We start from the raw sequence: 11,021 nt of genomic DNA, 5'->3' as shown, positions 1-11,021 counted from the left end.
CCATACGGAACTGCTTGCCGGTGCGGAACTCAAAGGAGCTTGGTGCAATAAAATCCTTTGTGGACAGACCGGAAGGAGCCAGCCAGTCCCATTCAAACTGAAACGAGAGTTGTTCATCCATGTGGAATACCGCATGAAGCTGAAAAAGCCTTTCTTTACCGTCCAGCGTTCTGGCAGCCACACCAAGACGCTTGAAGTTATTAAGTATATCGGTCTCAATACGCTCCAGACGGGGCTTGGCGGCTTTGATGCTGTCCGCGTCTATACCAAAGGTCAGGTATTTGGTCTTGATGAGACCGTTGTTACCTCTGGCCAGCTGATTTTGCAGCATTGTGGTATATTCTTCGCGGATACTGTCAAAGGCGTCCCTCTGGGGCGGGATGGAAATGGAGTTAGCAAAGGTCTCCTCCGATGCCGCAAGGTTCAAAAAAGACAGCTGGAAATGAATCGAGCTGTCAAAATAATTGAGGAAATCACACCACCCCTCAAAGATTGCCGTCTTATCTTCGTTTTGGGAGAGCTGATAGTTGATGTCCTGAAACTGGATGGTCTTTGTGTAGTGGCTGTCCGATACGCGGCAGATTCCGTCCGGCCACATCCGTTCATAAGGGATACTGTCCTGCGCAGATTTTCCTTTTTTGTCCGTGCGGTTAGCGCGGGCAATGGCCGCTTCGATCTGCTTCTTATCGGCGCGAGACAGCTTTTTCTTTGTCTTTACCGGCTGCACAGTTTTTTCCTCGGTTTTTCCGAACATCCGATGCAGCCATTTTTTTATTGCGGTGAACAATGTCATACACCTCCTTATCGAGCATTTCCTGCCGCTTTAATACAGCATAAAAGTTGTTGGTCTGGTAAGGTCGCTGCTTTGGACGGATCACAGCTACTTTGAGAATGTTGCCCACGATCTTTTCCAGGGGCTGTCCATGCTTTTCGTACATAGCCAGCATAAAGAAGGGCAGCATAACCAGCATCATACACATAGCCGCTACACTGTTTCCGGTAGGTTTTCTGAGCAAAAAGAAAAGCGGTACGCCAATAAGCGCTCCGCCCGTGAAGCAGATAAGCTGCCGCTTGGTCAGATTGAACATGACCTTTGTTTTGACTTTTGTTAAGTCCTTGGGTACGGGTACATAAGCCAATGTGGAAACCTCCTTCCGTTTTAGTGCGCCTGAAAGACTGATTTGGCGAGACTGCCTGTTTTGAACAGCGTAAAACATAGCAGTACGGTGTAGCCCACGCAGCTCCAGATTGCCATGATGATGTCATCTTCCAGAGCGATGTTCTGCACCAGCACAGCATAAATTGCCACGCAGACGATAATGAGAAACGCCTGAAAGCCCAGTGCCAGCAGGGATCTGAGGTAATTCTGTCCCATACCGCCCCATTCTTTGCCCATCATTGCAGCCATTGGAACGGGAGCCACCGAAGTTACAAGGTAGATCTCGATCATACGGCCATAAATAACGATAAAGATACAGATATACAACGCCCACATGGTAATGCCAATAAAGAGGGATTGGAACCACAGTCCGAACAGCGGTCCCAAATCCATTTCCATCAGCCTCGGTTCCAGATCGGTCATAACTGAGGAAATGTCAATGGACGCATCCGAATTGATAATCCCTGCCGCCTGCGCCACCACGCTCTGCGCCATATCAAAGACGCCCATCACGATATTCCATGTGTTTGTGACAATGAGGATGGCGGCAGCTGATTTGAACACCCACTTGAAAATCATCCAGGTATCCACATCATGCAGGTTGTTCTTGTCTGCAATCATCTGGATCAGGTCTACGGTCATCACGATAGCCAGGATCACACCTGCAATCGGCACCATGATGGAGTTTGACAGATTCTCAATCATATTGAAAATACTACCATTCCATCCCTGTGGGGTCTGTCCTACCTGTACGGATATATCCGCGACCTGTTGGTTTACGCTGTCAAACATCCCCGAAAGGTTGCTCATAATACCGCCCACCAGCATTTCTTTCAGCCAATTTGTCAGGGCTTCAAGTAAAAAATCCATACGGTGTCAACCTCCTTTCCGCCGCCCCCGCAGAACTGCGGGAGCGGCAAGGATTTCATGCAGGAACGCTTAGACAGAGAACAGCCCGGAGAGCAGAGGTACAAGGACCATGCCGACTACGGCTACACCAGCGCCGGCCATGAGCTGCTTCATGCCCTGAGATTTTGCGCCAGGGTTGTCGTTGCCGTAACCTTCCAACAGGTTGATGACACCCCAGATACCAAGACCAGCGCCCAGAGCGATAACGAGAGTCTGAAGAACGGTAATTGCCTGTTCAAAAAATGCCATAAATAATATTAGCCGGAATCATTTGAATGATTAGTTAGGTTTGTTTCATAAGCGCACAAAAGCCGGAACAATCTGCCCTCGATATATGAGAGCATGATTCCGGCTGTCCTCCTTTTTCATTATTTTTCTTGCGATTGTCCGCTTTGTACGCCAATGGCCTCAACAGAGGCAGTTGCGGCAAATAGATACGATCACTCCTTTCTCAGCGGAACCGTATTACACGCCCTCCGTGTCTACTTCATATACATCGCAGACCTCATCAGGCTTGAGTTTTAGTCTGGCAGACAAAAATGCTTCAATATCAAAGGTATTTCGCTTGTCTGCATCAGCTGTGTATTTGAAATTAGGGTGTCTGGTAATGTCATACTTGTCTGAAAGAAACGGACGCACACCGCGCAACTGCAAGATGCACTTGCCGCCATCCATAACTGCCAGCTCGTCCTGGCTCATCAGCTCTTTTCCCAATTTCTGATAGTTGAGCGAGTGGGAGGTCTCCCGTCCCCGGCTCTCTCCGGTGTTGTAAGTGTCTATGGTCTCCTTTCCCAGAACAGCCGCCAGCTCTTTCAGCGTTGTTGGCTCTTTGCCACCCAGGAAGATGGAAGTATCCATATTGCCGATGATGGTATCGGCATTATCTTTGTAAATTGCCTTGAGCTGGCTCTGTGCCTGCAACACCAGACAGGCAGAGATTTCACGGCTTCGGATGGTGGCCACCAGCTTTTCCAGCTTCGGAATCTGCCCGATGTTAGCACACTCATCAATCAAACAGCGCACATGAACCGGAAGCCTGCCACCATACACATCATCGGCCTTTTCACAAAGCAGGTTGAATAACTGGGTGTAGCACATGGAAATGAGAAAGTTAAAACTGTCATCCGTATCACTCATAATGAGGAACAGAGCCGTTTTTCTGTCTCCCAGCGTATCCAGTTCCAACTCATCGTAGGATGTAACCTCGCGCAGCTCCGCAATATCAAATACGGCAAGACGCGCACCGCAGGAAATCAAAATCGACTTAGCGGTTTTGCCCGAAACGAGTTGTCAAGGACTTTTTAATCAAATTCACAAAAAGGCCACAAAAAAAGTGCCAGAAGCACTTTCATGCTCCTGACACTCAGGCGAGTAGAGTTACTTGCGGCCGCTTAGCAGTTCGTCGCAAATGTACGCATATTCCGGCAGTTGGTCGATATAGGGTTTCCAGCGCCGCTTAATCTCGGCCAGTTCCAGCGGATCGGCGTCCTCGAAGTCATGGTCGTTTCCAGTCATTCCGAAAACATCCAGTGCTATATCATTCAAGCACTCATAACAAAGGCTGGCAGCGGACTCTATCCAGTTTCCGGTGTCAATATAGATCGGGTCGATAGATATTGCCAGCCACACATAGCCGACCTTGTCCGACCAAACCAAATCATAACCAGTCATTTGTTGGAGGTGTTTCTCGAACACTTTACGGACGCGCTCAATCTCATTTTTTTCTTTTTCTGTGTACAGCATTTTCATGTCCTCCTTGGATAAAAGTTTTGGTGCGTACCACCATCAGTTTAGCACAAGGCGGCTGGCTTTATCAGCCGGTCACATCTGCTGTATCTCGTTTTTAAGCATACGCTTGATTTTGTCGCTCATGGTTTCGGTGCTGGTCTGGCTGAAATGGACGCGCACCTTGTAGGTGGTCTTGCCAATTTTCTTTACCAGCGCGGGGGCGTCCTCCGGCGCTCTGGCCGGGGTGGTGTCTGCGGTCTGCATGGTACGGGTTTCTTCGCTCATGGCGCTCCTTTCTCCGGGCGGGGCTGCGCCGTCCGGCAAAACAATTATTCGCTCTTACGGTTCACAATGTCTTTCGCCGCCTGCCTGGTGGCCCCGGCGTTTTCCTCCCGGAAGTTCTTCCCGGCAAAGAGGATCGGGGCGCACCGTTCCAGGATACGGTCATAGATACGGGCATGGGCCAGGTCGGGCGGGTTCTTGAGTTCGGCCAGTTTCAGGTTGGTGGTGATAATCATGGGCCTGCGGCTGCGGTATCGGCTGTCAATGACGAAAAACATCTGCTCCATCGCATACTCGGTGCTGCGCTCCACACCCAAATCGTCAATAATAAGCAGGTCATATTCGTCAAAGCTGGCGATAAATTCGGCCCTGTCCTCGGAAAACATCCCTGTCAGGCGGTTCAGGATGGTGGGAAAGTTCGTCATCAGCACCGGCACATCCCGGTCAAGCAGGGCGTTGGCGATACAACCGGCGAAAAAGGACTTGCCGGTTCCCACATCCCCAAACAGCAGCAGGCCGGTGTTGTTCCTATATGCCTCCTTCCAGTTCTCCACATAGGCGCGGGCCTTGTCCATCAGGGGATTTTGGCCGTTGTCGTTGGCAAAGGTGTAGTCGTACAGATAACGGTCTTGCAGGCCCTGGGCCTTCCGGCGCTTGATACGCTCCATGCGGCGCTGCCGTTCCTCGGCGGCCTTGCGCTGTTCCTCGGCCTCCCGCTGGCACTGGCAGATACAGCGGGGCACGAAGTAGCCCGGTTTCCCAAAGCATGGCACAACGGTCTGCCTCTGGCCGCCGCACTTTTTACAGTGAATAAGGCCGTCTGCCGGGTCTATGTACTCGTCCCCGGCCAGTTCTATACCGGCGGCTGCCTTGTCGATCAGCGCCCGGATTTCTGCGGTAATTTCCATCATACGGTTTCATCCTCCTTTACGCTGTAATCCCGGTTGCGGGTGGGCGGGGCCGCTTTCTTCGCGTCCTCACCGGCCCAGCGCCGGATGGTGGCGGCATGGCTCTGATACCGCTTGCCGGTAGAAGCCATGTACTCGGACAGCTTTTCGATGTACTGGCCCCATACGGTGGGAAAGCTGGCCTGCAAGTCTGCCAGTTCCTCGTCCGTCAGGAAAACATTCTGGTAACGGCCATAGGCGCGGGCGCTCTCACTCTCTCTATTCTCTATACTCTTATCTCTAATATCTAATCTCTTATCTCTATTCTCTGGTGGACAAATGTCCCCCCGGCTATATGGTGGACAAATGTCCGCCCCGCCGGATGGGAGCAGTTTTTGGCGCTTCAACCGCATACGCTCTTTCTTTTTTCGTTCGCCCTCGGTAGAGGACTGGCCGATCAACAGTTGGATGTCGGCCATGTAGTAGGCCCCGTCGGTCAAAATCTCCACAAGGCCAAATTCAACGAACACCTTCAAGGCCCGTTCCACCGTCCCCACCTGATGGCGGGTAAAGGTGGCAATGGTCTGGGGCGTGTGGGGCAGATGGTCGTTGAGCATGAGGATACCGCCGCTTTTGAGTGACATGAGGTACATTTTCAGCAGCAGATTGGAGTACAGCAGGCCGTCCTGCATACTCTCCAAAATAACCATCGTTTCGCTGTTGTAGAAGTTTTCTTTCAGCTTGAGGTAGTAATATTTTCGATTGTCTGACATGGGTTCCTCCTTGGGGTTTATTTCAGGGGTCTGTACGCCTTTAGAAGGCTGTTTTGGGGGCCAGAGGATAAATCTATCAGGCCCCCAGCGACACCCTCGAAAAAGTCCTTGATTTACAAGGGTTTTTCAGCCCCTAAATGCGTAGAAAGGTAGTATCTTTTCCGCTGTCGTTCTGCCTCTTTGCGGCGGCGTACCTGAACAGCACATTCCGGGCAGTATTTGGCCCGGTTGGAGCCGGGGGTGAACAGCGCCCCGCAGACGGCGCACCGCTTGGCGTTCAGGCGGTGGAACAGGGCCGTTTCCAGTTCTCTGTCCAGCGGCAGCACTGCCGCCCGGAACCACCGGCATAACAGGGAGTAGGAAATGGCCTGGACGCAGACACATTCCTCTCCATCATCCAGCGCGATACAGTTGCCGCCGTCGTAGTTGCAGCACTCATGTACCAGCCGCCGCGCTCTGCGGTACTGGCGGTAGTCCATGACGGGGATGGGTTCAGGCTTGCTTTTCTTCATGCTGGCACTTCCCGCACCCGCCGCAGTTGCCGCAGCCCTGGCAGGCATGGGCCTCCGGCTCCGGGCCGGTGGGCGCGTCTGCCGGTTCCGGCTGCAAGAGGGCAAGGGGCAGGCGGATATTCAGGTGGACAGTGACGGGTAAAATAATCTGCTTCATAGGGCAATCTCCTTCCATGAGTGAATGTTGACAGTTCTGTGCAAAAGGGTGTCGTGAAACGCGACACACCGCAAGGGGTCGGCAAAACGCCGTACCCTTTACCGCTCTGGCCCCCGGTCACGGGGCTTGTCCCGTTCCTGCCGGGCCAGTTGGTCGGCGGCCTTGCGGAGCCGCTCCACGGCTTTCAGTTCCTCCCGCATGGCCTTCATGTCGATGCTGTCCACCTGCTTCTGGGCGGTCAGCAGGTCGATCTCGCGCTTCCATTCCTTCGGGGAAAGTTCCTCGCCGCTGGCTTTCAGTTCTTTCAGATACCGGGCCGCCGCGTCATAGAGGATCAGTTCCCGGCTGTGGCGCTGCTCGAACAGTTCCCGCTTCTCCGGCTTTACCCTGGCAAGCTGCTTATGGACAGCCTTGTACTCGTTGTACTGCGCCCACATCTCCCCGCGCTCGGTGAGGGTGGCAATCCGGCGCTCGGCCTTGACGATCCCTCGCCGCAGGTCATAGTAGCGGGTATTCATGTCGGCAATTTTTTCATGGAGCTGCTGCATGGACTGGATGCCGTTTGCCTGCAAAAAACTGAACAGGGCGGCGCCCTCCTGCAAAGCCCGGATTTTGCCGGTGCGGGTGTCGGGCCGCTTGAGCTGCTGCTGGGCCTCCCACAAGTCAATCATGCTGGGTTGCTGGCCCTCCGGCTTCTCGGCCTCGACTTTCGACCAGTTGTAAAGCCGGGTAATGCGGGCTTTGATTTCCTTGAGCAGCTTGTTGTCGGCGGCGATCTGCCGGTTGACTTCCCCCTTGTCGGTGCGGATGCCGCGCTTCTCCATCTGGCTGGCCGCTGGCCCCAGGTGGACAGAGGGAATTTTATCAATGCCCCGGCGCTTGTAGCTGCGGTGGTCTACCAGGGCAGGCTGACCGGCGGCTTCCAATGCCCGGTTGGAATAAGCCGCCCATGCCGCCCGCCAAATCTCCACATTCCCTTTGTCGTTCCAGTCGGTGGTATCCTCCCGGTGGTTCTTCCAGCCGCCTTTCCCATCCGGGATGCGCTGGCCGTTTTCGTCCAAGTCGTATGCCTTGCGGCACTTCGCGCCCCATGCGCCATTTTCTTTCAGGGGCCGGACGGTCAGCATGATATGAACATGGGGGTTGCCGGTTCCCTTGTCATGGATAGCAAAGTCGGCGCACATTCCTTTGTCTACAAAGTTGTCCTTCACATAGGCGCGCACAAGGGCAAGCTGCTGTTCATCGGACAGTTCACGGGGCAGGGCTGCCTCGATCTCGCGGGCAAGCTGGCTGTCCCTTGCTTTCTCGATTTGCTCCACACTGTTCCAGAGGGTGGAGCGGTCTGAAAATTCCGGCGGGGCGTGGGCGGGCAGCATGATTTCCGCATGGACAACGCCGCCTTTGCGGGTGTAATCGTGGGTCAGGCCGTCCCATTCATTCGTCAGCTTTGTCCCGCTGCGGTAGGCGGCTGCGGCAACAGCGGAACGGCCCTCGCTGCGCTTGATGATACTGACGGGGATATGGCAAAAATCTATGGGTGGCACCTCCTTTCAGTGAGGGGTATTCAGGCCGCAGGGGACGGGACAGCCGCTTGCGGATGTTCCGTGACCTGTGGCGCACAAGGGGTTTGGGGAGAGTAGCTCCCCATCGCGCTCGGAGAGCGCAACAGCCCCCGGCAGGGCGCACGACACCGGCAACGGTGTATAAGTGCGCCCTTGTAGACAAGGGACTTATGGCGTGTCCCCGGATTTTGGCAGGTTTGCAGTCAATTCCGCAGCCCCCGGAAGATGGGACAGGGCAATCAGAAATGTTTTGACCTCCGCGCCGGAAAGGTCGGGAGCCAGCGGGAAAATCCCCTCCAAAACGGCTCCACGCTCAATCAGGCGGCGGGTGCGGGCCTTGCGTTCCTCGTTGCGCTGCTTGTTCTCCAAAATCTTCTGGCGGTTCTCAAGCTGCCGGATCTCCTTCAGGACTTTCTCCCGTTCTTCTTTTTGGGTTTGGGCTGTATTTTTTTCGTTCATGTCATGCACCTCTTTTCTTTGAAAACGCTCATAGATTGACCGTCCATTTCTGACGCGCAAAGTACCGGCGCAGCCTCCGCAGTGCAGCGTGGATGGACTTTCCCGCCTGTGCTGGCGTGATACCCTCCATTGCGGCAATATCTTTCACTTTCATACCCAGCATATAGCGGGCGTGGACACGGCGGGCCTGCATAGGCGGCAGGGAGGAAATGGCTTCGTACAATCGCCGTATCAGTTCTTCGTATTCGGCTAATTCTTCTTTTTCTATCAGATGATCCTCCGGCGATGGCTGCGCCCAGCCGATGGCGGCATTTTCGATTCCATCGTTACAATCGAGGGAATAAAACGCCTTATACCGGAACATCTTGCGATCTCTGGCGGCCTCGGCTCTCTTGTCCAGAAGAAACGCTTCGACGATCTCATCGGACACCTCCACAAAAATGTCCTCTTTGCAAAATGGATAATATTGTTTGAGATTGATGGTCTGCATAGGCACGCCCTCACTCTGTTTGAAAAAGGACATCATAGCAACGGCGCATATTCCGCAGCCCCCGGTGGATGGCAACGCTGACCTTACTGCTATGGATACCCTCTCTCCGGGCGATTTCCGGCTGCTTGATACCGGCAATGTAGTAGGCGTGAACACGGTGGGCCTGTGTCGGAGTGGCATGAGCCAGAGCCACCGGCAGAGCTGCAATCAGGTGCAGGCGGGTGGTCATTTCTTCTCGTTCCAGCAAAATATCTTCCGGCGATCTGCTGTGTTCCAGTGCGTAATTTTCCAGCCAGCTGTATGCGTCCAGAGAGTAGTAGGCGCGGTGGTAGACTTTCCGACGCTCATAGTTCTCCATCTCCCGCTGGGCCTGATACATCGCTGCCCATACCTCGTCCGTAACATCCACAAACTCGTCATGCCGGTAGTGGGGATACATCCACCGCAGATTGATTGTTTTCATAGGCTTACCTCCTGAAAATCGGAGAGGCGGGCAGCTCGTCCGCTGTCCGCCCCTCGCTGAGATAAGGGAAATGATCCCTTTCACTTGGTAGCCAGAAAACAGGTCATTCGTTAAGCCTGTTTTCAAAGAAATTTATAAATTTTTTTCTGACTGCCTCCACACTTTGATAAACAGCCACTTTGGAGCAGCCGCACAGCACACCGATCTCTGCAAGGCTCAGCCCGTCAAGCGCATAGAACAGGAACCGGCGGCGCTGGGCCTCGGTACAGGTATCCAGCACAGCCATCAGCTCATGCAGCGTTTCCATACGGCAAAGGTATTCTTCCGGCGTTTCGCCGTAGGCTCCTACACCCTCGGTGGTAATGATGTACTCGTCAAACTCCCGGCCATCCCAATGCCGCCGCTGTTCATGGAACAGGTTCTCCGTTTTGTGATCGGCCCGGTCAAGAAATTCATAGACTTCCAGCGTAACCTCCACGGTCACAGCTTGTCCGTTATAATTGATGGTGACTTCCATCGGCCTTTCCTCCGTTCAGATTTTTGCGGGAAAATCTGAACGAGGTGGCGGGGAACGGCACCGGGGGCAAGGTTCGGGCCATGTTGGCCCGATGTTCCGGCCCCATAGGTATGAAAAAACGCCCGGACAGCATGAAGCTATTCGAGCGCAAAAAACACGGTATTCAGTTATATTGTGACAATTTTCGCACTGGCTGCCAGACGGGGCCTGTCCGGTGGCCGGACTTTTTTTGACGGTAGTGAAATATCGTCTGAATTTGTCGGCGGTCAGTGTGCTTCATGGCGGCTCCCTCCTAAAGCCGCCGTGTCAACGTATGGGCGTCACTCCTTTGTTGAGGGCATAAGAAACGGCGGCCTTGATGTTACTCAAAACCGCCGCAGTACCCGGAAAATCCATTATGAGCGCACGAAGCTGCCTGCCCTGCAACGGTTTTTTTCTTTCCCCGTCTTGCGGGGCAGGATCGCTTGGCTTATTCGGTTTTAGTTTTGCTCTTGTTCGGCTGCCTCTTTCAGCCGGTCAAAACTCTCATCGCTGATGATGTGTTCAATACGACAGGCATCGACCTCCGCAGTTTTGGGGTCAACGCCTGCGGTGATAAGTTGCTCGGTAAAGAAGCAGCGACGCTCGTAGATTTTTTCGGCAACTTCCCGGCCAACATCGGTCAGATGGAGAAAGTGATCTTCGTCCATCATAAGAAAGCCGCCGTCCCGCAAGGTAGCCACTGCATGGCACACGCTGGGCTTTGACACCTCCATGTGCCGGGCAAGGTCAACAGAGCGTACCATACCATTTTTCTTTTGCAGCATTAGTACGGCCTCTAAATAATCCTCGCCCGACTCATACAGTTTCATTTTGTTTCTCCTATTCGGTTCGTTTAATAACTTCCCATATATTGACATCAGGGGCAGCCGGGGTAGGCTGATCGCAGCCATGACAGCCGTTGCAATTATGATTGCAGTCGGCTTGATAAGCTACTTTTCGGATATATCCTTGGTTCTCCAAATATTCAAGTTCCACTTGGATGCTCCCTACGTCCTTATGCAGAAGTTCAGCCAACTCCTGAACGCTGTATGTTTTCCCGCTTTGTAAATACTCCAATAATTGAATTAGCACAATAACTCCT

General features: G+C 53.5%; 16 protein-coding genes and 2 pseudogenes. All 18 read right to left on the bottom strand.

What is annotated here, in order from left to right:
- Positions 1 to 727, bottom strand: a pseudogene (locus LI241_RS09935) (VirB4-like conjugal transfer ATPase); the annotation flags it as partial.
- A complete protein-coding gene (locus LI241_RS09930; protein ID WP_117920647.1) occupies positions 684 to 1,139 on the bottom strand; it encodes a PrgI family protein in 456 nt (151 codons plus the stop codon). The pseudogene LI241_RS09935 and the gene LI241_RS09930, both read right to left, overlap by 44 nt.
- 20 nt (positions 1,140 to 1,159) lie before the next feature.
- Positions 1,160 to 2,029 (bottom strand): VirB6/TrbL-like conjugal transfer protein, CD1112 family, encoded by an 870-nt coding sequence (locus LI241_RS09925; RefSeq protein WP_002576236.1) that lies wholly within the window; start codon positions 2,027 to 2,029, stop codon positions 1,160 to 1,162.
- A 69-nt stretch (positions 2,030 to 2,098) separates the two neighbouring features.
- The gene (locus LI241_RS09920) at positions 2,099 to 2,317 is read right to left on the bottom strand and encodes a Maff2 family mobile element protein (RefSeq protein WP_003525154.1); all 219 of its coding nucleotides are present in this window, start codon (positions 2,315 to 2,317) and stop codon (positions 2,099 to 2,101) included.
- 216 nt (positions 2,318 to 2,533) lie between these two features.
- A pseudogene (locus LI241_RS09915) lies at positions 2,534 to 3,358 on the bottom strand (VirD4-like conjugal transfer protein, CD1115 family); the annotation flags it as partial.
- A gap of 87 nt (positions 3,359 to 3,445) precedes the next feature.
- Complete coding sequence (locus LI241_RS09910) at positions 3,446 to 3,811, bottom strand: hypothetical protein (protein WP_117633388.1); 366 nt, start codon at positions 3,809 to 3,811, stop codon at positions 3,446 to 3,448.
- 78 nt (positions 3,812 to 3,889) lie between these two features.
- The gene (locus LI241_RS09905; protein ID WP_050616859.1) at positions 3,890 to 4,081 is read right to left on the bottom strand and encodes a transposon-encoded TnpW family protein; all 192 of its coding nucleotides are present in this window, start codon (positions 4,079 to 4,081) and stop codon (positions 3,890 to 3,892) included.
- Positions 4,082 to 4,125: 44 nt separating this feature from the next.
- Positions 4,126 to 4,989 (bottom strand): ATP-binding protein, encoded by an 864-nt coding sequence (locus LI241_RS09900; RefSeq protein WP_117633389.1) that lies wholly within the window; start codon positions 4,987 to 4,989, stop codon positions 4,126 to 4,128.
- Complete coding sequence (locus LI241_RS09895; RefSeq protein WP_117633390.1) at positions 4,986 to 5,738, bottom strand: phage replisome organizer N-terminal domain-containing protein; 753 nt, start codon at positions 5,736 to 5,738, stop codon at positions 4,986 to 4,988. Before LI241_RS09895 ends, LI241_RS09900 begins: the two co-directional genes overlap by 4 nt.
- A 113-nt stretch (positions 5,739 to 5,851) precedes the next feature.
- Positions 5,852 to 6,250, bottom strand: coding sequence for a cysteine-rich VLP domain-containing protein (locus tag LI241_RS09890; protein WP_117633391.1), 399 nt, complete (start codon positions 6,248 to 6,250; stop codon positions 5,852 to 5,854).
- Entirely contained in the window at positions 6,231 to 6,407 is a 177-nt protein-coding gene (locus tag LI241_RS09885) for a hypothetical protein (RefSeq protein ID WP_002596503.1), read from the bottom strand. Before LI241_RS09885 ends, LI241_RS09890 begins: the two co-directional genes overlap by 20 nt.
- Before the next feature lie 98 nt (positions 6,408 to 6,505).
- The gene (mobQ, locus tag LI241_RS09880) at positions 6,506 to 7,951 is read right to left on the bottom strand and encodes a MobQ family relaxase (RefSeq protein ID WP_227151180.1); all 1,446 of its coding nucleotides are present in this window, start codon (positions 7,949 to 7,951) and stop codon (positions 6,506 to 6,508) included.
- A gap of 186 nt (positions 7,952 to 8,137) precedes the next feature.
- Positions 8,138 to 8,428, bottom strand: coding sequence for a DUF3847 domain-containing protein (locus LI241_RS09875; protein ID WP_227151178.1), 291 nt, complete (start codon positions 8,426 to 8,428; stop codon positions 8,138 to 8,140).
- Between the two features lie 28 nt (positions 8,429 to 8,456).
- Complete coding sequence (locus tag LI241_RS09870) at positions 8,457 to 8,918, bottom strand: RNA polymerase sigma factor (RefSeq protein ID WP_173740191.1); 462 nt, start codon at positions 8,916 to 8,918, stop codon at positions 8,457 to 8,459.
- A 10-nt stretch (positions 8,919 to 8,928) separates the two neighbouring features.
- On the bottom strand, positions 8,929 to 9,381 hold the full coding sequence (locus tag LI241_RS09865) for an RNA polymerase subunit sigma-24 (RefSeq protein ID WP_227151176.1): 453 nt from the start codon (positions 9,379 to 9,381) through the stop codon (positions 8,929 to 8,931).
- A gap of 103 nt (positions 9,382 to 9,484) precedes the next feature.
- Positions 9,485 to 9,898 (bottom strand): RNA polymerase sigma factor, encoded by a 414-nt coding sequence (locus LI241_RS09860; RefSeq protein ID WP_147571856.1) that lies wholly within the window; start codon positions 9,896 to 9,898, stop codon positions 9,485 to 9,487.
- A 479-nt stretch (positions 9,899 to 10,377) separates the two neighbouring features.
- On the bottom strand, positions 10,378 to 10,749 hold the full coding sequence (locus tag LI241_RS09855; protein ID WP_147571857.1) for a metal-dependent transcriptional regulator: 372 nt from the start codon (positions 10,747 to 10,749) through the stop codon (positions 10,378 to 10,380).
- Between the two features lie 10 nt (positions 10,750 to 10,759).
- Positions 10,760 to 11,011, bottom strand: coding sequence for a FeoC-like transcriptional regulator (locus LI241_RS15985; RefSeq protein ID WP_069432554.1), 252 nt, complete (start codon positions 11,009 to 11,011; stop codon positions 10,760 to 10,762).
- Between the last annotated feature and the right edge of the window lie 10 nt (positions 11,012 to 11,021).

Origin of the sequence: Longicatena sp. 210702-DFI.1.196 (assembly GCF_020563125.1) — a bacterium.
GTDB lineage: Bacteria > Bacillota_I > Bacilli_A > Erysipelotrichales > Erysipelotrichaceae > Longicatena > Longicatena caecimuris.
This window is presented reverse-complemented; position numbering and strand designations above follow the sequence as displayed.

Bases quoted from the DNA above. Each gene is read 5' to 3' on its own strand.
- LI241_RS09900 (WP_117633389.1), bottom strand. From the start codon at position 4,989: ATGATGGAAATTACCGCAGAAATCCGGGCGCTGATCGACAAGGCAGCC.
- LI241_RS09910 (WP_117633388.1), bottom strand. From the start codon at position 3,811: ATGCTGTACACAGAAAAAGAAAAAAATGAGATTGAGCGCGTCCGTAAA.
- LI241_RS09855 (WP_147571857.1), bottom strand. From the start codon at position 10,749: ATGAAACTGTATGAGTCGGGCGAGGATTATTTAGAGGCCGTACTAATG.
- LI241_RS09890 (WP_117633391.1), bottom strand. From the start codon at position 6,250: ATGAAGAAAAGCAAGCCTGAACCCATCCCCGTCATGGACTACCGCCAG.
- LI241_RS09865 (WP_227151176.1), bottom strand. From the start codon at position 9,381: ATGAAAACAATCAATCTGCGGTGGATGTATCCCCACTACCGGCATGAC.
- LI241_RS09860 (WP_147571856.1), bottom strand. From the start codon at position 9,898: ATGGAAGTCACCATCAATTATAACGGACAAGCTGTGACCGTGGAGGTT.
- LI241_RS09885 (WP_002596503.1), bottom strand. From the start codon at position 6,407: ATGAAGCAGATTATTTTACCCGTCACTGTCCACCTGAATATCCGCCTG.
- LI241_RS09875 (WP_227151178.1), bottom strand. From the start codon at position 8,428: ATGAACGAAAAAAATACAGCCCAAACCCAAAAAGAAGAACGGGAGAAA.
- LI241_RS09925 (WP_002576236.1), bottom strand. From the start codon at position 2,029: ATGGATTTTTTACTTGAAGCCCTGACAAATTGGCTGAAAGAAATGCTG.
- LI241_RS09920 (WP_003525154.1), bottom strand. From the start codon at position 2,317: ATGGCATTTTTTGAACAGGCAATTACCGTTCTTCAGACTCTCGTTATC.
- LI241_RS09870 (WP_173740191.1), bottom strand. From the start codon at position 8,918: ATGCAGACCATCAATCTCAAACAATATTATCCATTTTGCAAAGAGGAC.
- LI241_RS09895 (WP_117633390.1), bottom strand. From the start codon at position 5,738: ATGTCAGACAATCGAAAATATTACTACCTCAAGCTGAAAGAAAACTTC.
- LI241_RS09905 (WP_050616859.1), bottom strand. From the start codon at position 4,081: ATGAGCGAAGAAACCCGTACCATGCAGACCGCAGACACCACCCCGGCC.